Source organism: Gammaproteobacteria bacterium (genome assembly GCA_037388465.1).
GTDB lineage: Bacteria > Pseudomonadota > Gammaproteobacteria > SpSt-1174 > SpSt-1174 > JARRKE01.
Genome location: JARRKE010000037.1, coordinates 1 through 19,400, shown reverse-complemented (window position 1 = coordinate 19,400; position 19,400 = coordinate 1). Strand labels below are relative to the sequence as shown.

The following is a 19,400-nucleotide window of genomic DNA, read 5'->3' as shown; positions in this document are numbered from 1 at the left end:
CCCGCGGGGTCCGGGACAGGGGGAATGAAAGGGACTGACGGCCGTCCTCAGCCGGAGGCGCTGGCCTCGCGCACGACGCCCGCGGATTCGCCGCCGGTAATGCAGGCCGGCCGCTCGCCCGTCACGGCCTGCTCGTCCACCACGCAATGCGTCTTGTCCGCATGCGAAGGCGCCTCGAACATCACCGGGCGCAGGATGCGCTCGAGCACGCCGCGCAGACCGCGGGCGCCGGTACCCCGGCTCAGGGCCTCGCGGGCGATGGCGGACAGCGCGTCCTCGGTGAATTCCAGTTCCACGCCATCCAGTGCCAGCAGCTTGCGGTACTGGCGGGTAAGCGCGTTGCGCGGACCGGTGAGGATGCGGACCAAGGCATCCTCGTCCAGCGGCGCCAGCGCGGCGTGCACGGGGAAACGGCCGATGAACTCGGGGATCAGGCCGAAACGCCGCAGGTCCTCGGGCTGTATCTCCGCCAGCAGGGATTCGCTATCCGGCTGCTCGGTCTGGCCGTCGACCTCGGCATGAAAACCGATGGCCGCCGCCTTGGGGGCGAGCCGCTGCATGGCCACCTCCTCCAGACCCGAAAAGGCGCCGCCCACGATGAACAGGATATTGCGCGTGTCCATGGTGACCTCGTCGCCGCCTTCGCGCCGGCGTCCCTTCACCGGCACCTTCACTTGGCTGCCCTCCACCAGCTTGAGCAACGCCTGCTGAACGCCTTCGCCCGACACGTCGCGTATGCCGGTCGCCGCCTCGGGGCTGCGCGCCAGCTTGTCGATCTCATCCACGTAGACGATGCCCCACTCCGCACGCCCGACGTTACCGTCAGCCGTATCCAGCAGACGTGCCAGAATGGTCTCCACGTCGTCGCCAACGTAGCCGGCCTGGGTCAGGGTAGTGGCGTCGGCCACCACGAAGGGCACGCCGACGATACGCGCCAGGGTGCTGGCCAGCAGGGTCTTGCCGCTGCCGGAGGGACCGAGCAGCAGGATGTTGGATTTGCCCAGCTCCACGTCCTGTTCGCCGTCCAGCGAAGGCGCGCTGGCGCTTTCGCAGCGCAGCCGCTTGTAGTGGTTGTAGACCGCCACCGACAGTATCTCCTTGGCGAGATCCTGCCCGATCACGTACTCGTCCAGTTTCGCCTTGATCTCCCCGGGCACCGGCGGCGGTCCGTGCAGTTCCGCCAGGGCGCGCTTGCGTCCCCAACTGCTCACCACCTGGTAGGCCAGGCGCACGCAGTCCTCGCAGATGTGGCCGTCGGCGCCTGCGATCAGCGGAATCTCCGGGGTCTGCTCGATGCCGCAAAAGGAACAATGCACGGAACGCTCGGTCATGGCTTTTCCTCTCCGTCAGACAGATTCCTGAGCCAGTTGCGAATGCACAGCCGGCGCTGGCGCGCCTGAAGCCGCTCGTGTATGCGCGGCCGCGCCTCCGCCAGCGACACCGGACCTGCCGGATGTACCTGTTCGCAATACAGCAAGTGCAAACCGATGGGCGACTCCACCACGGCACTGATCTCGCCCTCGGCCATGCCGAAGGCGACCTCGTCCAGTTCCGGATACAACTGGCCGCGGGGCAGCCGGCCGAGCAGCCCTTCCTGCAGCGCGGTGGGACATTCGGAATGCTTGCCGGCCTGCTCGCCGAAGCGATGCGGCTTGCGGCGCACGCGCGCGGCGATGCTTTCGATACGCGCCCGCGCCTCGGCCGGATGGTTTTCGGGAAACTGCTCGTTGACGGTAATGAGAACGTGACGCAACGTGCGCGTTTCCGGCTGCACGAAACGCTCGAGGTGCAGGTAGTAGTAGAGCTTCACTTCCAGGTCGTTCACCTGCGCGGCGCGGGCGCCGACCTTGTCCAGCACGGCCTCCACCGTCAGCTCCCGCTGCAGGGCGAGCCACAGCGTCTCCTGGCTCAGGTTGTTACGCTCGAGGTCGGCATTGAAAGCATCCTCGCTGGGATAGCGGCTGCGCACCGTCTCCTGCGCCTGCGTCACCATATGGTCGGCGATCACGACGTCGCAGGCCTCGGGGGCCGACAGCACCTGCTGCTCCAGGGCGTACTCCTGATGCGCCCGCTGATCCGCCTGCGCCCGCTGCTCGGCGCCCAGCGCGGCCGGACTCTGCCCGAACTGATCCAGCGCCGCGCGCAGCCGGTAATAGGCCAGCTCCTGCGCCTCTCCGGACGGGGTCGAACGCATCAGCGTATTCATGCCTCATCCTCCGCCGCGTCCGGGCTATCCTTGGGCACTTCGGTGAGAGCCTCCTCCGGCACCTGCAGGGTCCGCCCCGGAAAGTGCACGTGGTAGGCCGGACCGCCTGGCGCGTCGCGCAGCACCCGGATCACCTCGCCCACGGCGCCCGGCTCAGCGACCACCTCGCCGCCGATTCCCAGGGGGCGTGCAGCGGCGACCTTGTCGCGGAACTCGAAACGCGTCGGCACCCAGGTCTCATCCATCGAGATCAATTCCTCCTCGCGGCAGCCGACCAGGCGGTCGGCCTCGAGGAAGTGCACGGAATAGATGATCTGGTCCTGCAGATAGGTGCCGACGTTCTGCACGTAGCCGACGCTGCCCCGGCGCACCAGCGGCGCGCCGATATCCATGCCCGGATAGGTGCCGTCGTTGCGCACGTTGCGGGTTACCCGCACCTCATCGCCGTAGTCGAACCTCGGTCGCATGGGAGGGCCTTATTTAAGCAGGGACTCCAGCGACACGAAGGTCTCCTGGGGTTCGTGCATGTGGAACACCTTGAATACCTTCTCCTCCAGCGCGCTGGATTCGACGAAGTCCTGATACGCGCGCTGCAGCAGGCGCCGGTACACGCCCCGGCGCGCCTCTTCCGCTTCCGGCAGCAGGGTCTCCGACTGATTCAGGTAATCGTGGAAACGCTGCAGGATATGCAGGCGGTTGACGTGCACCACGGCCGGTTCGTATTCGATATCGAAATACTGCAGGAAGTCCTCGGCACTGCTCAGCTCTTCCAGCTCTTCGTCCAGAGTCAGCTCATCGTTCATGACGCGGTTCCTCGGCTGTATGTATTGGTTGAGGTCGGGATCACGGCGTCAGGCGCTCGCCCGCTCCGGTTCCACGCCGCGCACTTCCATTTGCTCGACCACGCCCAGCAGCACGCCCGCCCCCATCTGATCCTTGGGGTCGACCTCGAGAATCTTGGCCAGCATGCACCGCCCCGTTTCCAGGTCGCCGGCACGCAGGTTGAGATAGCCGGCCCCCTTCAGGGCCAGCAGGTAGAAGCGCAGCAGCCCCATCGACTGGGACGCCGCGAAACCGATGCACATATCGTCCAGGCGCTGCCACTCGTCGGGCAGGCCGAGGCGCCCGCCGCTCGCGTCGAGGGCGTGCATGGCCACGACCAGCGCCTCGCTCAGGCGGTGCTGGTAGTAGTAGAAGCGGTACAACGCCACCAGCACGGACAGGTTCTGCGGCGCCAGGAAATACGCCCGCAGCAGATGCCGTTCGGCATCGCCGTCGGCGTAGACCTCGGCCGCCTTGTTCAGCAGCACCTGCACTTCGTCAGCCATCGGCTCGTCGAAGTAGAGGTTCGCGTTGTCGAAATCCAGCAAGTCCATATCGATTCTCCCTGTTTAACGGGTCGACGACCCGAGACCGACGCGCTCCGGCTCGCATACGTCCTGCGATTCGCAGGTCTCGCAATCGTCGTCTGAAGCGGTGGTACCAACCTCTTCGCGTTCGGCGGATACCAGGCGCTCTTCCAACTGGGTCAGGCGTTCCATCAGGCAACTGATGGCCTTGCCCACCGGATCCGGAATCAGGTGATGGTTGAGGTCGATGCCGTAGGGATTGACCTCGCCGGCCTCGCGCAGGTGGACCACCTTGCCGGGGATGCCCACCACCGTGCGTCCGGGCGGCACGTCCTTGACCACCACCGAGTTGGCGCCCACGCGCGCACCCGGGCCGACCGTGATGGGGCCGAGTATCTTGGCGCCGGCCCCCACCATCACCCCGTCGCACAAGGTCGGATGGCGCTTGCCCTTGTTCCAGCTGGTGCCGCCCAGGGTCACGCCGTGGTACAGGGTCACGTCATCGCCGATCTCGGCGGTCTCGCCGATCACGACGCCGGAGCCGTGGTCGATGAAAAAGCGCCGGCCGATGGTGGCGCCGGGGTGGATGTCCACGTTGCTCAGGGTGCGGGCGACGAACGCCAGCAGACGCGCGGCATAGCGCCAGCCGCGCTGCCACAGGCGATGGGAAACGCGGTGCCAGAGGATGGCGTGCACACCGGGATAGGTGGTCAGCACCTCCACGCGGCTGCGCGCCGCGGGGTCGCGTTCGAACACGCAACCGATGTCCTCGCGGAACTGGGCCAGCAACCCCAGACGCGGCATCGGCTGCTTTACCTGTGTGTCGGTCATCGGTTCGTCTCCTGATCCGTCATCGATGCCGCCCGCCTCAACCGCAGGCGGCCACGGGGTCCTGCCCCTGTTGCAGTTCCAGATACAGCCTGCGCAGATCCCGGATGCGCGGCGGCCGCTTGGTGCTCGCCACCAGCGCCTTGACCTGATCCAGCAGCATGCCCGCCTGCTCCAGGCTCAATTCGATGCCGAGGTCGGCGTAGGCCTTGAGCATGGCGCGGCGCGCGGGAAAATCGTGCAGGTCCACATCCACCGCGAAGCCGTAGAGTTGCTGCAGGGCGAGCACCACCTCTTCCAGCGGTGCGTTGCCGGCGCGCTCGCCCAGGCCGTTGACCGTGGTGTTGATATGAGTGGCGCCGCCGACGGCGGCGGCCAGGGAATTGGCGGTGGCCAGTCCCATGTCATCGTGGGCGTGCATTTCGAGTTCCAGATCCACGCCGGCGCGCAGCCTGCGCATCCGTTCCAGCACGCCGAACGGCTCCATCACGCCGACGGTGTCGGCGAAACGAAAGCGCCGGGCGCCGGCGGCCTGCGCCGCTTCCGCCACCTGCAGGACGAAATCGGGATCGGCGCGCGAGGCATCCTCGCCGCCGACGCAGACGTCCAGCCCCATATCCAGCGCCTGCGTGACGTGGCGGCTGACGGCGTTCAGCACGAAGCGCCGGTCCCGGCCCAGCTTGTTGCGGACCTGCTGATCGGAGACGGGGATGGACAGGTCCACCATGTGCACGCCCAGCCCGATGCAGGCCTGCAGGTCGTCGCGGCGCATGCGGCACCACACCAGCAGGCGCGCATCCAGGCCCAGATCGGCCACGGCACGGATGCCGTCGCGTTCGGCCTCCCCCATGGCGGGGATGCCGATCTCCAGTTCCGGCACGCCCAGGGCGTCGAGCCGGCGGGCGATATCCAGCTTTTCCTCGGGCGAAAACGCCACCCCGGCCGACTGCTCGCCGTCGCGCAGGGTGGTGTCGTCGATCACGATGCTTCGCCCGGTGGTGGACATGTTTTGGCTCCCGTGCAGCGTTGTCCCTGGCTATACAGGTGCAACGCGCGTGCCAGCCACGAATCTCCTTTTAAAACAGTTGGTTAGTTATAAACAGGTACGCCGGACAGGCGCCGTTAGGCGACAAACGGGGAGTCCTTGTCGCAAACCCGACAAAGCGATGCGGGCAGAAAAATCCCGCCGGGGGTGGCGGGAGCGAGGGGGCGATGCGCGCCGGGCGGCGCGCACAGGCTTATCGGGTGCGGGGGCTGCGCGTCAGGAGGTCTGCCCCGCCGTGTCCTGGTCATCGAGCTCGTGCTCGTCCGCCCCGAGCATGCTGATGATCTGCTTCTGGGCCGCCACCAGAATCTGGCTCTGCTCCTCTTCCCGCGGCAGGCTCCTGGCGATGACCACCGCCCCGACCAGGGATGCCAGGATGGTGCGCGATTTTTCCGCTACGGCCTCCTTGTCCGTCGCGAAGGGCAGCTTTTTGAGGCGACCGAGGGCGGTGATGCGCGTCTCCACCATCTTCCGCATCCGCTCGTAGGCCTCTTCGTACAAGCGCTTGATTTCAATACGGTCGCTGCCGACCTCGTTGAACAGAATGGATTCCGGACCGGGCCCGCTCTTTTCCTTCAGCTCGCGCAGATTCAGATAGTCGGTGACCAGGGCGGTCAGCTGCTTGACGGAAAAAGGCCCCTTGGTCAGGCGCGCCAGCCGGCTGCGGCGGAAGGTTTCGAGCAGCGACTCGTTGTAGAGCGCCTCCTTGGACTCGAAATGCGCATAGAACGCCCCGTGCGTCATGCGCGCCAGCTTCATGATCTGGCTGATGGATACCTTGTCGAAACCGTAACGGCAGAACAGCTCGGTAGCGGCCTGCAGTATGCGCTCTTTGGATCGGGACTTGTGATCTTTGGAGTAAGGCATCGTTCTCTCCTGCGACTTCCAGCCAACAATATTATCTTGATCATATATTATGCCGGGATAAGGTTTCTTCCATCGATTTATGCTGGAGAAGTTATGAATTCACCCATCGTCATCACAGGGATGGGCATTGTCAGTCCGCTGGGATGCGGCGTTGAGACCGTTTGGCAGCGTCTGCTGGAGGGCCGTTCCGGCGTCCGCAACATCGATCGCTTCGATGTCGAGGAATTTCCCATACAGATCGCGGGCCTGGTGCCCGACCGGGAGCAGGACCCGACGGCCGGGCTCGATCCCGCCACCGTGATCGAGCACAAGGAACTCAAGAAACTGGGGCTGTTCACCCTGTATGCCCTGGGCGCGGCCCAGGAGGCCCTGAAACAGGCGAACTGGACCCCGCAAACGGAGGCCGAGCAACGTTCGACGGCGACCGTCATCGCCACCGGCATCGGCGGCTTCCCCACCATCACCCAGGCCCACAAGACGCTGGAAACCAAGGGTTACAAGCGGCTGTCGCCGTTCGTCGTACCCGCGTTTCTCGCCAACCTGGCGGCCGGCAACATCTCCATCCGCCACGGCTTCAAGGGACCGCTGGGCTGTCCGGTGACGGCCTGCGCCGCGGGCATCCAGGCCATCGGCGACGGCATGCGCATGATCCGCAGCGGCGAGGCCGAGATCGCCCTGGTCGGCGGCGCGGAAGCCTGCGTCGACCCCCTGTCGCTGGCCTCCTTCCACGCCATGAAGGCCCTTTCGACGCGCAACGACGCCCCGGCCGAGGCATCCCGTCCCTTCGACCGGGATCGCGACGGCTTCATCATGGGTGAAGGCGCCGGCCTGATGGTGATCGAGACCCTGGAACACGCCGAAGCGCGCGGCGCCACCCCGCTGGCCGTGGTCAGCGGCTACGGCACCAGCGCCGACGCCTATCACATCACTGCCGGGCCGGAAGACGGCTCGGGCGCCGCGGCCGCCATGCGCGCCGCACTGGGCATGGCCGGGCTGGAGCCCGCCGACATCGGCTATATCAACGCGCACGCGACCTCCACACCGGTCGGCGACCGCGCCGAGATCGCATCCCTCAGAAACCTCTTCGCGGAACAGCTCCCGAGCATCCCCGTCTCGTCCACCAAGTCCGCCACCGGACACCTGCTGGGCGCCGCGGGCGGCATCGAAAGCATTTTTTCCGCCCTGGCGGTGATGGAGGGCCGGCTGCCGCCGACCCTGAACCTGCACAACGCGGACGAGAGCATGGCGGACCTGGACCTGGTCCCCATCCACGCACGCGAGCAGGCCATCCAGCACGCCCTGTGCAATGGATTCGGCTTCGGCGGCGTCAACGCCTCGCTGATCGTCAGCAAAATCTAAGGCCCTAAAAAAATGCGCGCCGAAAGGCGCGCAAAGGGCTTGCTCAGGAATCGTTGAAAATCCTCAGGCGTAAGTCGGCGCAAACGCCTTTTCCGGATCCTTCACCGGCGCACCGTCCGCCCAGTAGGGCGAAAGCTTGCGCAGCTGCGCGACGATCGGCGGCACGGCCTCGATGACACGCTCGACCTCTTCCATGGTGTTGTAACGCGAGAACGAGAAACGCACGGTGCCGTGGGCGGCGGTGTAGGGAATGTCCATGGCGCGCATCACGTGCGACGGCTCCAGGGAACCGGAGGTGCAGGCCGAACCGCTGGAGGCGGCGATCCCCGCCTTGTTGAGCAGCAGCAGGATGGCCTCCCCCTCGATGTACTCGAAGGCGATATTGGCCGTGTTCGGCAGGCGGTTGTCCGGATCGCCGGTCACGAAGGCGTTGGGAACCACCGCCAGAATGCCCTGCTCCAGCCGGTCGCGCATGGCGCGCACGTCGGTGTTTTCGAACGGCATGTGCTGCATGGCCATCTCCGCCGCCTTGCCCAGCGCGACGATGGAGGCCGCGTTCTCGGTGCCGGCCCGGCGTCCGCGCTCCTGGTGCCCGCCGCGCAGCAGCGGGCGGAAACGCGTGCCGCGCCGCAGATACAGCACGCCGATGCCCTTGGGCGCATGCAGCTTGTGCCCGGACAGCGACAGCATGTCGATGGCGGTGTTCTTGAGATCGATCGGCACCTTGCCCACCGCCTGCACGGCGTCGGTGTGGAACATGACGCCGGCGGCGTTGGCCATGGCGGCCATCTGCTCCACCGGGAACAGCGTGCCGGTTTCGTTGTTGGCCCACATCACCGACACGATGGCCACCTGGTCGGAGAGCAGGCTGCGGTATTCCTCCAGATCCAAGCGGCCGCGCTTGTCCACGCCGAGGCGATGCACGGTGTAGCCTTCCTTTTCCAGGTATTCGCACAGGGTCAGCACCGCCGGGTGTTCCACCGTGGTGGTGATGATCTCGCGCCGCTCCGGCTGCGCCTTGAGCGCCGAAAGAATGGCCGTCGAATCCGACTCCGTGCCGCAGGACGTGAAAATGATCTCCGAGTCGTGCTCGGCGCCGAGCAGCGCCTGCACCTGGCGGCGCGCCTGCTTGACCGCGCGGCCCACCTGATTGCCGAAGCTGTGCAGCGAGGACGGGTTGCCGAACTGCTCGGTGAAGAACGGCAGCATGGCCTCCACCACCGCGGGGTCCACCATGGTGGTGGCGTTGTTGTCCAGGTAGATATCGCCCATGGTTCAGCCCCCCGCGCGCGCGGCCTGCGGCATCTGGCTGGCCGGCACGACCTTGATGAATTCGCCCAGGTCCTCCATCAGGCGCTGCTGGATGCCGCCCAGAGTCACAGCGGCCATCTGGCAGCCCGAGCAGGCGCCGGTCATGTTCACGTACACGGTGCTGCCGTCCACGTCCACCAGCTCCACGTCGCCGTGGTCGGCCTGCAGCTGCGGGCGTATGGAGGCGATCACCGTCTCGATGCGGCGGATACGCTGCAGGTTGGTCATGCCACCCGCGGCCGCGGCCGGCTTCACCGGTTCGGGCTCGAAGGTGTCGCCGCGCTCGGCCAGCACCTTGCCCAGGATCTCCTCGATCCCCTCGTGGCAGGAGGCGCAGCCGCCGCCCGCCTTGGTGTAGTTGGTGACCTCTTCGACGGTGCTCAGGTTGTTGGCGCGGATCGTCTCCTCGATCATCACCGCGTCGATGGCGAAGCACTTGCAGATCAACGCGCCTTCCTCGTGATCGTCCTGCCACTCCTCACCGCGGTAGTCGGCCACCGCCGCCTGCAGGGCCTCGCGTCCCATCACCGAGCAGTGCATCTTCTCCGGCGGCAGGCCGTCGAGAAAGTCGGCGATATCCTGGTTGCTGACCTTCAGGGCGTCGTCCAGGCTCATACCCTTGATGATCTCGGTCAGCGCCGAGGACGAGGCGATGGCCGAACCGCAGCCGAAGGTCTGGAAGCCCGCATCCAGAATGGTTTCCGTCGCCGGATCCACCTTCAACGTCAGGCGCAGCGCGTCACCGCAGCTGATCGATCCCACTTCGCCGATGGCGTTGGCCTCCGTGACCGCGCCGGCGTTCTTCGGATTGAAAAAATGATCCTTAACCTTTTCCGAGTAGTCCCACATGGCCGCTCCCCTGTCTGTCTGCTGTTTACGCTTGCGCGAAGAGCCCGGCTCAGGCCGAGAACGAATTGCCGCAGCCGCAGGCGGCCTTGGCGTTCGGGTTCTCGAACTTGAAGCCGGCCCCTTCGACGCTGTCCACGAAATCCACATTCACACCCGCCAGCATCGGTGCGCTGGCCGGATCGACGAACACCTTGACCTCGCCGCACTCGATCACGGTATCGTCGGCGTTGGCGCTCGCCTCGAGGCTGAGGCCATACTGGAAACCCGAGCAGCCACCGCCGCTGACGCTGACGCGCAGCCCGGCAATCGGTGTCTCGGAACCCTGGATGAAACGGCTGACCGCCTTAACGGCGCTGTCGGTTAGCGTGATCATCGGCGCAATCTCCATGGCAAGTGCTTTGCATGATGGTGTTGCCAAGGTCAGTGCAAAGCGCATGCCATACCCGAAGCGCTTAAGCATGAGCCTGTTTTTAAAGCACTTTTTTCAAACGCGGCGCGGCGGACAACTGTCGGCAATCACACCAAGCGCGATGTTTGTAGGGTTTACGACAGACCCGCGCCGCAGCGACACAGGAGACGCCACATGGCATTGAACGACCTGCAACCGGGCGACGTGATCTACGCCGCCACCACCCTGCACAACGACGGCGGCGTGCCGGGCATGGAGGGTGAAGCGCTGCTGGCCAGGCCGGGCACGCGCGGCGTGCTCATCAACATCGGCCATCCGGAAGAGGACCCGAACGAGACCATCTACCTGGTGCGTTTCGAGGACGAACAAAAGAACCTAGGCATGCCGGTCGGCTGCCTGCCCGAGGAGCTGACCGACGACCCGGCGACCATCGCCCCGTGAGCGACGCCGGCAACGCGAACGCCGTGCGCGGCTATCATGTCCGCACCAAGCATCGGCTGGACCGCTACGCCGCCGGGCCGGAAACGCTCGACTGGGATGCCCAGCCCGATCCCTTCCGGCGTTTCGAGGGCGCGCCGCTCGTGCCACTGCCCCTGGCTGCCGATACGATAACGACGTCCTATGCCGACCTGTACCGCCCGCACGCGGTACCGCCGGCGGCACTGACGCTGCAATCGATCGCCGTCCTGTTCGAGCTGTCCCTGGGGCTCGCCGCCTGGAAACAGTACGGCGGCACCCGCTGGGCGCTGCGCTGCAACCCATCCAGCGGCAACCTGCATCCCACCGAGGGCTATGCCGTACTGCCCGGACTTGCCGGCATCACGGCCGGCGTACACCACTACGCCAGCCACGAACACGGCTTCGAAACGCGCTGCCCGCTCGACCACCAAGCCGCCGCACTCGCCAAGGCGCTGGGTGACGGGCATTTTCTGGTAGGGCTGTCCTCGATCCATTGGCGCGAGGCGTGGAAATACGGCGAACGCGCATTCCGCTACTGCCAGCTCGACGCCGGCCACGCCATCGCCGCGGTGCGCTATGCGGGCGATGCCCACTGGCAAGGCCAAGCCAATGTCCTGGACCGGCGACATCTCTACGAATGGCCCGCCATCGACGAAGTGGCCGCGGCCACCCGCAAGCCGCCGACCGATGAGACGGCCTGGACGCCTCCGGCATCGCCGCCGATTGAAACCACTCAAACGGAAGAACCGGCCGCGCAGTTGATCCGCCGGCGGCGCAGCACCCAGGCCTACGACGGCAGCGGCGTCATCAGCGCCGACATCCTCTTCAGCATGCTGGACCGCCTGCTGCCGCGTCCCGGCGTCGCGCCCTGGGACGCACTGCATCACCTGCCGCGCATCCACCCGGTGCTGTTCGTGCATCGGGTGGACGGCCTGGCGCCCGGGCTTTACGCCTTGCCGCGGCGTCCCGATGCGCTCGCCCTGTTGCGCGAAGCCATGCGCGACGAGTTCCTGTGGCAAAAGACTGAGGACTGCCCCGAACATCTGCCCCTGTTCCACCTGCTGCGCGCCGATGCCCGCAACGCTGCGCGTACCGTCTCCTGCCATCAGGACATCGCCGGAAACGCCGCCTTCAGCCTGGGCATGCTCGCCGAGCTCGAGGGTCAGGTGAGCGCCGCGCCGTGGTCCTACCGCCATCTGTACTGGGAGGCCGGGATGCTGGGACAGGTGCTGTATCTGGACGCCGAGGCTCACGGCCTGCGCGGCACCGGCATCGGCTGTTTCTTCGACGACCTGTTTCACGAAATCCTCGGCATCCAGGACGAACGCCTGCAGAGCCTCTACCACTTCGCGGTCGGCCACCCGCTCACCGACGACCGCCTCATCACCCTGCCGCCTTACCATCACCTGCCGGCACAGCGTCGCGCCCCGTAACGCAACCCGATCGTCGACAATTCCCGCGCGATTGTCGCATCCCCCACAAAACCTCCGCCCCTCGCCATAACCGTCAATCTCAGCAAAAACAAGCACATACCAGGCATCGCCCTCCCTGGCATATCGATTGCAAAGCCGTGGTAAGACAAAAACCGCATATCGACCCATGCCCTACCACAACCTGCTCGCCCACGAGGTTCCGGCGCTGCTCGCCCAGCCGGACACCGTCGTCCTGGACGTGCGCGATCCGGCGAGCTTCGCCCGCGCGCATATCGAAGGTGCACAGCCCGCCGACGAGGCGGTGATCGCCGCCCTGATCCGCAAGCGCAACCAGAACCCGCCGGTGCTGATCTACTGCTACCACGGCAACAGCAGCCGTGAGCTCGCGATCTTCCTCGCCGGACTCGGCTTCAAACGGGTGTACAACCTGGAGGGCGGCTGGCAGGCCTGGGAGGCATTCCGGATGCAGCGGACTGCGCAGCTTTCGGCCGGGGTCAGCGGCTGGGCCGAAGCGCTCGGGTTCGACGCCGGCAACCTGAACAGCCTGATCGACAACGGCATGTCCATGCTCATGACGGCCGCCGCGCAGGGCCACCACGACATCGCCCTGGAACTGCTGCAGGCCGGGGCCGAACCCAACCTGGTCAACGACGACGGCAACAACGCCCTGTGGTTCGCCTGCTTCAGCGCGAACACCGGTCTGATCCACGCACTGATCGGGCACGGCACTCATCTCGACAACCAGAACGTCAACGGCGCGACCTGCCTCATCTACGCCGCATCGGCGGGCAAGTTCGACGTCGTGAAAATACTGGTGGACGCCGGCGCCGACCTGGACCCGACCACCCTGGACGGCTTCAACGCCCTGGACAGCGCCGCGACGCTGCCGGTGCTGAAATACCTGCGCCCGCACTACGCGGCGGCCTGATCAACGCAATGCAATACATGAGGAACGCGACATGAATACCGAAGAGAAGATCAAAATGCAGTTGGCGGAAAACCCCATCATCCTGTACATGAAGGGCACGCCCGCCGAACCGCGCTGCGGCTTCTCGGCCAAGGCGGCGGCCGCGCTGCGCTCCACCGGCATCGACTTCGCCTACGTGGACATCCTGCAGGCCCCGTTCATTGCCGAAAAACTGCCCGCTGTATCCAACTGGCCGACCTACCCGCAGCTGTTCATCAACGGCGAGATCGTCGGCGGCAGCGACATCGTCGAGGAACTGCTGGCGAGCGGCGAACTGGTGCCGATGCTGCAGGCCGCCACCGCCTGAACGCCAACGGCGCCCGGAACCGACAGGACGGAAATCAGACCATGACCGAAGACGAAATCATCGCGCGGGTCGGCGCATTGCATCCGGGCGCCGTCATCGACGTGGCGGGCGAGGACTGCAGCTTCGAGCTGTACGTCATCAGCGAAGACTTCGCCGGCAAAAACACCCTGGAACGCCAACGCCCTATCCTGGCCCTGTTCAACGAGGAACTGGCCAGCGGGAAATTGCATGCCCTGTCCGTGAAGGCCCGCACCCCGGCCGAACAGTCGGCGCAGAGCGGCCTGGTACAGATCCGGCTCTGACGGACAACATGCCTGCCTCCGCATCACGGTTCATCACCTCCGGCCTGCACCCGGCCACGTTATGGGCGAACAATGCTGACTTCAGCCCCGAACAGGTTGACTGCATCACCGCCGTCGCGCTGAAGGTTCTCGACAACAAGTGCAAGATGTCGCCCGCCGAAAAAGCCGCGGGCATGGCCGTTTACGATGCGGTCAAACACAGGCGTGCCCATCTGTTCGACGCCTCCGTGCACCGCATCGTCGAGACTGCGCGCCTGCAGCCCGACGCCACGGTACTCGAGACCATTCACCAGCTGCGTCTGCATGCCGAGGACGCAATCCCCAAACCGGCGATGAAGCGCTTCAAGGCCTTTTTGCGCCAAGGCTTGTTTGGTCAGGCCGCATGAATATCCCCTATGCAGAAACGAAAAAGCGCCCTGCCAGACAGGACGCTTCTTCATCTTCGCCGGGGTAGTCCCTGTTGCCGCGCTTCAGCGCACGGCGAGCCTTGCAACGATATCAGCGGGTTCCAGACGCTGGGTGTAATCCGCGTTGACGAAATCGTAAATAACCTTCCCGTCCTGGCCGATGATGTAGGTTGCGGGGACGGGCAGCTTGAAGCTGTCGTCGCCGTTGTAGGCTTGAATATCGGCACCGATCTTTTCATATATGGGACGCAGGGCCTGGGGAATTTCGAACACCAGCCCCAATCGTTCGGCGACCTGGTTGCCCGCATCGCTCAGGATGTCGATCGCGATGTCGTACCGCTCAGCGGTGGCAGCAGCATGGTCAGGCGTTTCCGGCGCCATGCCGACCAGGCGCGCACCATGCGCCTCGATCTCCGGCAACGCATCGTGCAGGGCCTTCATTTCCATGTTGCAGTAGGGACACCAGCCGCCCCGGTAAACGTTCAGCACGACCGGCGATTCGACCAGAAAGTCCCACATCCGCCGTACCTTACCGTGCTGGTTGGGCAGCTCGAAGTCGGGCATGGTATCGCCCGCCCTCAACGCGCGGTCCTCAATACCCGAGGCCTTCAGGTCCTCTGTTGCCTGGTCCATGACCGCCAGGATCTCGGCCGGCAGCCGTTCCTTTTTAGCCGTGTTATAGGCATCGATCTCGTTTTTCAGATTACCCATCGCTCTTGCTCCCGTTAGTAATTGAACGAACACTCAATAATACTGGATCACCTGGAATGATCGTTCAAGAATTATTTTGAGCAATCGCTCAAAAACCATATACTAGATCGAACAGCGAGGAGATTTCATGGCCAGACCCGCTCAATTCGAACGCAGCGAAGTCCTGGAAAAGGCAATGCAGGCCTTCTGGGATCAGGGTTATTGCGCTACCAGTATGGCCGACCTGGTCGAGGCGACACACCTCAAACCGGGCAGCCTGTACGCCGCCTTCCAGTCCAAGGAAGGCCTGTTCCTCGCCAGTCTCGACCATTACGCGACGCAGAGCGCGGCCAGGGTTAAAAAGGCCCTGGCCGAAGCCGCCTCGCCATTGGCGGGCCTCCGCGGCTACTTCCGGCAGTTGGCCGAGGAAGTCGAGCACCCCGGAGCCCGGCGCAGCTGCCTGCTGGTCAATACCGTGCTGGAGCTGTCACGCCAGAATCCGGCCGTGCAGGAACGGGTGAACCGTCATCTCGGCACAATCGAGGGACTGTTCCGCGACTCCCTGGAGGCCGCCCAGGCAAAAGGGGAACTTGCACCCGACAAGGACCCGGCCGCGCTGGCAGCCTTTCTGATGACCACCCTCTGGGGCCTGCGGGTACTGACCGGTACCGCGCCCACGCAGAAACGCGCACAAGCCATCGTGACCCAGTTGCTGAGCGTTCTCGATTAACCATACGCCGACAGGCCATGCAGCTTCGACATCTCAAAACCTTTGTGGCGGTTGCCACCACGCTGAACTTCACCCGTGCGGCCGAGCAAGTTCATCTCGCCCAATCGAGCGTGTCGGAACAGATTCAGGCGTTGGAGGCCGATCTCGGAACGCCTCTTTTCGACCGTTCGCGCCGTGAACTCAAGTTAACGTATGCCGGGCACAGGCTGTTCGACTATGCCGAGAAGCTGCTCGCCTTCGCCGAGGAGGCCCGTTCCGCCGTCGCCGAAGCCGGTCAAACGGTTGCAGGCCGTCTCACCGTCGGTGGATTGGAAACGATATGCGCCACCCGCCTGCCTGCGTTGATCGCGGACTTCTGTTCGCAATATCCCGAGGTGGATGTTTCAGTGAGGTCCGCAAACAGCGCCGCGTTACGCAACGCCGTCAAGACCGGGGATATGGATGTTTGTTTTATCCTGGGAAGTTCGGCAGGCGAACCGAACCTGCAAAGTGCACAGGTCGCCCGGGAAGCGCTGGTGACCATCGTCCCGCCCGATCACCCGCTTGCGGGCGGAAAACCGGTCGGGCCGGATGACCTGAAGCGGACGCCGTTTCTGGTAACGGAGCCCGGCTGCGTTTATCGGCGCTTGTTCGAACAGGCTTTTCCGGCAAACGGGGGCAGCAGACCACGCATCGCCGGGGAGCTCGGCAGCATCGCGGCAATACATGGCCTCGTGGAGGCCGGTGTCGGTTGCGCACTCGTGCCCTATATCGCCGCAGCCGACGCCATCGATGCCGGCCGGGTGATCGCCCTGTCCTGGGCGGGGGATCATGCGTCGGTCCCCATCACCATGCTGTGGCGTGAATCGGATGTTCAGCACCCTGCCCTGGCGCTTTTTATCGCGTTGGCACAGCACGACCTGGACGCCGTTACACCAGTCGCTGACCGCCGTCGACATGAAGCACTGTCCCTGTGATGTAACCGTTAAGCATCAGGCTTTTGATCGCTTGCGCCACATCGCCCGGTCGTCCAATCCGTCCCACCGGCAGTCGTTCCGCCATACCCGCCAGCGTCGCCGCCTTGGCGTCGCCGGCAACATGCGTCCAGATCGGTGTATCCACCCATCCGGGGGAGAGCACATTGACGCGCAGCGGACCGAGTTCGACAGCGAGCGCGTAGGCCAAAGAAGCCAATGCCCCGTTGACGGCGGCAACGGCCGCCCCGCGCGGCGCGGGCCGGTAGGCCGCGATGCCGGACGTAAAGGTGATCGAGCCGCCGGACTTGAGTACCGGCGCGCCATGCTTGGCGAGCAGCAACGGCCCTATCAGCTTGGAATCGATCACGCGCTGTATCGCGGACATCTCCAACGACGGCAGCAACTCATAGGCACCGGCGATGTCCGCCGCGGTCGTCACGACATGATCCAGCGGGCCCGTCGTTTTAAACAGCTGTACGACATCGCCTTCCCGCGTGACATCGGCTGCAATCGTCTGCAAATGTTCGGGGTTCGAGAGTCGCTGCCGCACGTCGGACAGGCGCCTTTCCGATCGCCCTGCAATCGTCACTTCCGCACCGTCGGCCAGCAGTTGTTCCGCAAGCGCCAACCCCATGCCCGAGCTGCCGCCCACAACCAATACCCGCTGATCGGCCAAAGCGTTATTCAGATTCATATCGTCTCCGCCAGTGTTCTATGGATATAAACGCCATGCGGCGCGGATGAATCGTTGCGCAGATACACAAACATGGGAAACGGGAAATTACGGATACTGAAATCGGATATCCCGATGGATCGAGCAGCCGTGATGAATTAAGCAATCAAATACCTGGACACAGTCCGGCGCGGGTGTCTAGGGGGCACCGGGCATTCCGGCACTTCGAGCCGGTCACGCTAGCGCGATTCCCGGGTAGCCTCCTTCAACACCAGCTGCACGAACGCCTGCGCCGCCGGACTGAGGCGCTTGCCTTCCCTCTGCACCAGATACCACTGCCGCTTCAGCGGGAAGCCCTTGACGTCCAGCACGCACAGTTGCCCGGACGCCAGTTCCGCCTGGATGGTGTGCAAAGACACCACCCCTACGCCCAGACCTGCCTCCACTGCCTGCTTGATCGCCTCGTTCTTGTTCATTTCCATGGCCGCCTGGAAATGCAGGCCGTGCTCGGCAAAGAAGTTTTCCATCGCGCTGCGCGTGCCGGAGCCCTGCTCGCGGCCGACCATCGGCTCCTCGAGCAGGCGGGTGAGCGGGATGTCGCTGACGCCCGCCAGCGAGTGGCTGGTGGCGGCGATGACCACCAGGGGGTTGTCCATGACGGGCCGGGCGCTCAGGTGCAGCCCTTCCGGGGGCGTCCCCATGAGCACCAGGTCGACGCTGTTCTCGCTGAGGTGGCGCAGCAGGGTCTCGCGGTTGACCACATTGAGGCTGAGCTGCACATCCGGATACTGGGCCCGGAACAGCGCCATCATCCGGGCCGCGAAAACGCTCGCGGTACTGGCCGCCGAGACCGTCAGGGCGCCACCCTTCAGCCCCTGCAGGTCGGCGAGCGTCTGTTCCAGGTTGGCCAGCTCACGGCCGATGGCCTGAGCGGTGCCCAGGGTCTCCCGTCCGGCCTCGGTCAGCACGATGCGCTTGCCGATGTGCTCGAACAGAGGCATTCCGAGCGCCTCCTCCAACTGCTTGATTTGCATGGAGACAGCAGGCTGGGTGAGGTGGACCTCGGTGCTGGCGCGGGAGAAGCTGCCGCAGCGCTCCACCGCCTCGAGGATTTCGAGCTGACGCAGGGTCGGCTTAATCATCAGAAATACTTTGACGTTGTCTAATAAATATTGAATATATCTTATAGACCATAGGATTTATAGTGCCTTCCGAATTCAGACAACCAGGCGCTCCTGGCGCCCAGTCATTACATTCGGAGAAGCAACATGGCAAACGATCAATCCAGCCGCTACGCGAATCTCGATCTCACGGAAGCCGAACTCATCGCCGGCGGCAAGCACATCCTGGTGGCCTACACCATGAAGCCCAAGGCGGGTTACGACTACCTCGCCACCGCGGCCCACTTCGCGGCCGAATCCTCCACCGGCACCAACGTCGAGGTCAGCACCACCGACGACTTCACCAAGGGCGTGGACGCGCTGGTGTATCACATCGACCCGGCCAAGGAGGATATGCGCATCGCTTATCCGCTGGAGCTGTTCGATCGCAACGTCACCGACGGCCGTTTCATGATGGTGTCGTTCCTGACCCTGACCATCGGCAACAACCAGGGCATGGGCGACGTGGAATACGCCAAGATGATCGACTTCTACGTGCCCGAGCGCGCCATCCAGATGTTCGACGGTCCGGCCAAGGACATCTCCGACCTGTGGCGCATCCTGGGCCGTCCGGTCGAAAATGGCGGTTATATTTCCGGCACCATCATCAAGCCCAAACTGGGCCTGCGCCCCGAGCCCTTCGCCAAGGCTGCCTACGAGTTCTGGCTGGGCGGCGACTTCATCAAGAACGACGAGCCCCAGGGCAACCAGGTGTTCGCGCCGATCAAGAAGACCCTGCCGCTGGTGTATGACTCCCTGAAGCGCGCCCAGGACGAGACCGGCGAAGCCAAGCTGTTCTCCCTGAACATCACCGCCGACGACCACTTCGAGATGTGCGCCCGCGCCGACTTCGCGCTGGAGACCTTCGGTCCCGACGCCGACAAGCTGGCCAGCACGAAGGCGGTGTAGCCGCGCTTGGAGCTGGGGGAGGTCACGGCACCGTGGCCGGCGCGGTGGTAGTGCAGGTACTGGCCCGGATACTGACGGCGCGCGGTGGTCACCATGCCGGGGCCACCCACGTAGCCGTCGACCAGGAAGGCCAGCTTGTCGGCGTCGGGACCGAAGGTCTCCAGCGCGAAGTCGGCGCGGGCGC

General features: G+C 64.8%; 24 protein-coding genes and 2 pseudogenes. 11 read left to right on the top strand and 15 right to left on the bottom strand.

The features are described from left to right. Positions 1-47: 47 nt before the first annotated feature. The 8 genes from clpX to P8Y64_08735 form a co-directional block, all read right to left on the bottom strand. The gene (gene clpX, locus P8Y64_08770) at positions 48-1,331 is read right to left on the bottom strand and encodes an ATP-dependent Clp protease ATP-binding subunit ClpX (protein MEJ2060561.1); all 1,284 of its coding nucleotides are present in this window, start codon (positions 1,329-1,331) and stop codon (positions 48-50) included. Then, entirely contained in the window at positions 1,328-2,206 is an 879-nt protein-coding gene (gene nifM, locus P8Y64_08765) for a nitrogen fixation protein NifM (GenBank protein MEJ2060560.1), read from the bottom strand. The genes clpX and nifM overlap by 4 nt, the downstream gene beginning before the upstream one ends. Beyond that, the gene (locus P8Y64_08760) at positions 2,203-2,673 is read right to left on the bottom strand and encodes a nitrogen fixation protein NifZ (protein ID MEJ2060559.1); all 471 of its coding nucleotides are present in this window, start codon (positions 2,671-2,673) and stop codon (positions 2,203-2,205) included. The genes nifM and P8Y64_08760 overlap by 4 nt, the downstream gene beginning before the upstream one ends. A 9-nt stretch (positions 2,674-2,682) precedes the next feature. Then, positions 2,683-3,009, bottom strand: coding sequence for a nitrogenase-stabilizing/protective protein NifW (locus P8Y64_08755; GenBank protein MEJ2060558.1), 327 nt, complete (start codon positions 3,007-3,009; stop codon positions 2,683-2,685). 48 nt (positions 3,010-3,057) lie between these two features. Beyond that, complete coding sequence (locus P8Y64_08750; GenBank protein MEJ2060557.1) at positions 3,058-3,582, bottom strand: hypothetical protein; 525 nt, start codon at positions 3,580-3,582, stop codon at positions 3,058-3,060. A 15-nt stretch (positions 3,583-3,597) separates the two neighbouring features. Beyond that, positions 3,598-4,386, bottom strand: a complete 789-nt coding sequence (cysE, locus tag P8Y64_08745; GenBank protein ID MEJ2060556.1) for a serine O-acetyltransferase — start codon at positions 4,384-4,386, stop codon at positions 3,598-3,600. 37 nt (positions 4,387-4,423) lie between these two features. After that, positions 4,424-5,389 carry a hypothetical protein gene (locus P8Y64_08740; protein MEJ2060555.1) on the bottom strand — a complete coding sequence of 322 codons (966 nt, stop codon included), beginning with the start codon at positions 5,387-5,389 and terminating at the stop codon, positions 4,424-4,426. A gap of 255 nt (positions 5,390-5,644) precedes the next feature. Next, a complete protein-coding gene (locus tag P8Y64_08735) occupies positions 5,645-6,295 on the bottom strand; it encodes a TetR/AcrR family transcriptional regulator (GenBank protein ID MEJ2060554.1) in 651 nt (216 codons plus the stop codon). A 93-nt stretch (positions 6,296-6,388) separates the two neighbouring features. Here P8Y64_08735 and fabF point away from each other — a divergent pair, with 93 nt between their 5' ends. After that, positions 6,389-7,654: a beta-ketoacyl-ACP synthase II gene (gene fabF, locus P8Y64_08730; GenBank protein ID MEJ2060553.1), complete on the top strand. Its 1,266-nt coding sequence runs from the start codon at positions 6,389-6,391 to the stop codon at positions 7,652-7,654. Positions 7,655-7,717: 63 nt separating this feature from the next. On the opposite strand, the gene nifS is transcribed toward fabF, so the two are convergent. Genes nifS through P8Y64_08715 form a run of 3 tightly spaced genes read right to left on the bottom strand, consistent with a single transcriptional unit; the run spans position 7,718 to position 10,187 of the window. Next, positions 7,718-8,926 carry a cysteine desulfurase NifS gene (gene nifS / locus P8Y64_08725; protein MEJ2060552.1) on the bottom strand — a complete coding sequence of 403 codons (1,209 nt, stop codon included), beginning with the start codon at positions 8,924-8,926 and terminating at the stop codon, positions 7,718-7,720. A 3-nt stretch (positions 8,927-8,929) separates the two neighbouring features. Beyond that, positions 8,930-9,814, bottom strand: coding sequence for a Fe-S cluster assembly protein NifU (gene nifU, locus P8Y64_08720; GenBank protein MEJ2060551.1), 885 nt, complete (start codon positions 9,812-9,814; stop codon positions 8,930-8,932). A gap of 49 nt (positions 9,815-9,863) precedes the next feature. Beyond that, the gene (locus P8Y64_08715; protein ID MEJ2060550.1) at positions 9,864-10,187 is read right to left on the bottom strand and encodes an iron-sulfur cluster assembly accessory protein; all 324 of its coding nucleotides are present in this window, start codon (positions 10,185-10,187) and stop codon (positions 9,864-9,866) included. On the opposite strand from P8Y64_08715, the gene P8Y64_08710 reads away from it, so the two are divergent. The 7 genes from P8Y64_08710 to P8Y64_08680 all read left to right on the top strand — a co-directional run bounded on the left by P8Y64_08710 (position 10,180) and on the right by P8Y64_08680 (position 14,077). Next, positions 10,180-10,407, top strand: a complete 228-nt coding sequence (locus tag P8Y64_08710) for a hypothetical protein (GenBank protein ID MEJ2060549.1) — start codon at positions 10,180-10,182, stop codon at positions 10,405-10,407. The two genes, P8Y64_08715 and P8Y64_08710, sit on opposite strands and share 8 nt — an antisense overlap. After that, a complete protein-coding gene (locus tag P8Y64_08705) occupies positions 10,398-10,664 on the top strand; it encodes a nitrogen fixation protein NifZ (protein ID MEJ2060548.1) in 267 nt (88 codons plus the stop codon). Before P8Y64_08710 ends, P8Y64_08705 begins: the two co-directional genes overlap by 10 nt. Further along, positions 10,661-12,115 (top strand): nitroreductase family protein, encoded by a 1,455-nt coding sequence (locus P8Y64_08700; protein MEJ2060547.1) that lies wholly within the window; start codon positions 10,661-10,663, stop codon positions 12,113-12,115. The genes P8Y64_08705 and P8Y64_08700 overlap by 4 nt, the downstream gene beginning before the upstream one ends. 166 nt (positions 12,116-12,281) lie before the next feature. Beyond that, on the top strand, positions 12,282-13,043 hold the full coding sequence (locus P8Y64_08695; GenBank protein ID MEJ2060546.1) for an ankyrin repeat domain-containing protein: 762 nt from the start codon (positions 12,282-12,284) through the stop codon (positions 13,041-13,043). A gap of 31 nt (positions 13,044-13,074) precedes the next feature. Further along, entirely contained in the window at positions 13,075-13,389 is a 315-nt protein-coding gene (grxD, locus tag P8Y64_08690) for a Grx4 family monothiol glutaredoxin (protein ID MEJ2060545.1), read from the top strand. A 41-nt stretch (positions 13,390-13,430) separates the two neighbouring features. Further along, the gene (locus tag P8Y64_08685) at positions 13,431-13,691 is read left to right on the top strand and encodes a BolA/IbaG family iron-sulfur metabolism protein (protein MEJ2060544.1); all 261 of its coding nucleotides are present in this window, start codon (positions 13,431-13,433) and stop codon (positions 13,689-13,691) included. A gap of 8 nt (positions 13,692-13,699) precedes the next feature. Continuing rightward, positions 13,700-14,077, top strand: coding sequence for a hypothetical protein (locus P8Y64_08680; GenBank protein MEJ2060543.1), 378 nt, complete (start codon positions 13,700-13,702; stop codon positions 14,075-14,077). A gap of 84 nt (positions 14,078-14,161) precedes the next feature. Here the strand turns inward: P8Y64_08680 and P8Y64_08675 are convergent, their stop codons facing one another. Next, positions 14,162-14,809, bottom strand: coding sequence for a peroxiredoxin-like family protein (locus P8Y64_08675; GenBank protein MEJ2060542.1), 648 nt, complete (start codon positions 14,807-14,809; stop codon positions 14,162-14,164). A 127-nt stretch (positions 14,810-14,936) separates the two neighbouring features. On the opposite strand from P8Y64_08675, the gene P8Y64_08670 reads away from it, so the two are divergent. Further along, positions 14,937-15,518: a TetR family transcriptional regulator gene (locus P8Y64_08670; GenBank protein MEJ2060541.1), complete on the top strand. Its 582-nt coding sequence runs from the start codon at positions 14,937-14,939 to the stop codon at positions 15,516-15,518. A gap of 17 nt (positions 15,519-15,535) precedes the next feature. Continuing rightward, the gene (locus P8Y64_08665; protein MEJ2060540.1) at positions 15,536-16,474 is read left to right on the top strand and encodes a LysR family transcriptional regulator; all 939 of its coding nucleotides are present in this window, start codon (positions 15,536-15,538) and stop codon (positions 16,472-16,474) included. Here P8Y64_08665 and P8Y64_08660 read toward each other — a convergent pair. Next, complete coding sequence (locus P8Y64_08660) at positions 16,428-17,168, bottom strand: SDR family oxidoreductase (GenBank protein ID MEJ2060539.1); 741 nt, start codon at positions 17,166-17,168, stop codon at positions 16,428-16,430. The two genes, P8Y64_08665 and P8Y64_08660, sit on opposite strands and share 47 nt — an antisense overlap. 218 nt (positions 17,169-17,386) lie before the next feature. Further along, positions 17,387-18,289, bottom strand: coding sequence for a LysR family transcriptional regulator (locus P8Y64_08655; GenBank protein MEJ2060538.1), 903 nt, complete (start codon positions 18,287-18,289; stop codon positions 17,387-17,389). 126 nt (positions 18,290-18,415) lie between these two features. Between P8Y64_08655 and P8Y64_08650 the strand changes: the two are divergent. Then, a pseudogene (locus P8Y64_08650) lies at positions 18,416-19,198 on the top strand (RuBisCO large subunit C-terminal-like domain-containing protein). Here P8Y64_08650 and P8Y64_08645 read toward each other — a convergent pair. Further along, a pseudogene (locus P8Y64_08645) lies at positions 19,186-19,400 on the bottom strand (RuBisCO large subunit C-terminal-like domain-containing protein). The pseudogenes P8Y64_08650 and P8Y64_08645 overlap by 13 nt on opposite strands.

Excerpts from the sequence above, each read along its gene's own strand:
- clpX (MEJ2060561.1), bottom strand. The coding sequence starts at position 1,331 with ATGACCGAGCGTTCCGTGCATTGTTCCTTTTGCGGCATCGAGCAGACC.
- nifM (MEJ2060560.1), bottom strand. The coding sequence starts at position 2,206 with ATGAATACGCTGATGCGTTCGACCCCGTCCGGAGAGGCGCAGGAGCTG.
- P8Y64_08760 (MEJ2060559.1), bottom strand. The coding sequence starts at position 2,673 with ATGCGACCGAGGTTCGACTACGGCGATGAGGTGCGGGTAACCCGCAAC.
- P8Y64_08755 (MEJ2060558.1), bottom strand. The coding sequence starts at position 3,009 with ATGAACGATGAGCTGACTCTGGACGAAGAGCTGGAAGAGCTGAGCAGT.
- P8Y64_08750 (MEJ2060557.1), bottom strand. The coding sequence starts at position 3,582 with ATGGACTTGCTGGATTTCGACAACGCGAACCTCTACTTCGACGAGCCG.
- cysE (MEJ2060556.1), bottom strand. The coding sequence starts at position 4,386 with ATGACCGACACACAGGTAAAGCAGCCGATGCCGCGTCTGGGGTTGCTG.
- P8Y64_08740 (MEJ2060555.1), bottom strand. The coding sequence starts at position 5,389 with ATGTCCACCACCGGGCGAAGCATCGTGATCGACGACACCACCCTGCGC.
- P8Y64_08735 (MEJ2060554.1), bottom strand. The coding sequence starts at position 6,295 with ATGCCTTACTCCAAAGATCACAAGTCCCGATCCAAAGAGCGCATACTG.
- fabF (MEJ2060553.1), top strand. The coding sequence starts at position 6,389 with ATGAATTCACCCATCGTCATCACAGGGATGGGCATTGTCAGTCCGCTG.
- nifS (MEJ2060552.1), bottom strand. The coding sequence starts at position 8,926 with ATGGGCGATATCTACCTGGACAACAACGCCACCACCATGGTGGACCCC.
- nifU (MEJ2060551.1), bottom strand. The coding sequence starts at position 9,814 with ATGTGGGACTACTCGGAAAAGGTTAAGGATCATTTTTTCAATCCGAAG.
- P8Y64_08715 (MEJ2060550.1), bottom strand. The coding sequence starts at position 10,187 with ATGATCACGCTAACCGACAGCGCCGTTAAGGCGGTCAGCCGTTTCATC.
- P8Y64_08705 (MEJ2060548.1), top strand. The coding sequence starts at position 10,398 with ATGGCATTGAACGACCTGCAACCGGGCGACGTGATCTACGCCGCCACC.
- P8Y64_08695 (MEJ2060546.1), top strand. The coding sequence starts at position 12,282 with ATGCCCTACCACAACCTGCTCGCCCACGAGGTTCCGGCGCTGCTCGCC.
- grxD (MEJ2060545.1), top strand. The coding sequence starts at position 13,075 with ATGAATACCGAAGAGAAGATCAAAATGCAGTTGGCGGAAAACCCCATC.
- P8Y64_08685 (MEJ2060544.1), top strand. The coding sequence starts at position 13,431 with ATGACCGAAGACGAAATCATCGCGCGGGTCGGCGCATTGCATCCGGGC.
- P8Y64_08680 (MEJ2060543.1), top strand. The coding sequence starts at position 13,700 with ATGCCTGCCTCCGCATCACGGTTCATCACCTCCGGCCTGCACCCGGCC.
- P8Y64_08675 (MEJ2060542.1), bottom strand. The coding sequence starts at position 14,809 with ATGGGTAATCTGAAAAACGAGATCGATGCCTATAACACGGCTAAAAAG.
- P8Y64_08670 (MEJ2060541.1), top strand. The coding sequence starts at position 14,937 with ATGGCCAGACCCGCTCAATTCGAACGCAGCGAAGTCCTGGAAAAGGCA.
- P8Y64_08665 (MEJ2060540.1), top strand. The coding sequence starts at position 15,536 with ATGCAGCTTCGACATCTCAAAACCTTTGTGGCGGTTGCCACCACGCTG.
- P8Y64_08660 (MEJ2060539.1), bottom strand. The coding sequence starts at position 17,168 with ATGAATCTGAATAACGCTTTGGCCGATCAGCGGGTATTGGTTGTGGGC.
- P8Y64_08655 (MEJ2060538.1), bottom strand. The coding sequence starts at position 18,289 with ATGATTAAGCCGACCCTGCGTCAGCTCGAAATCCTCGAGGCGGTGGAG.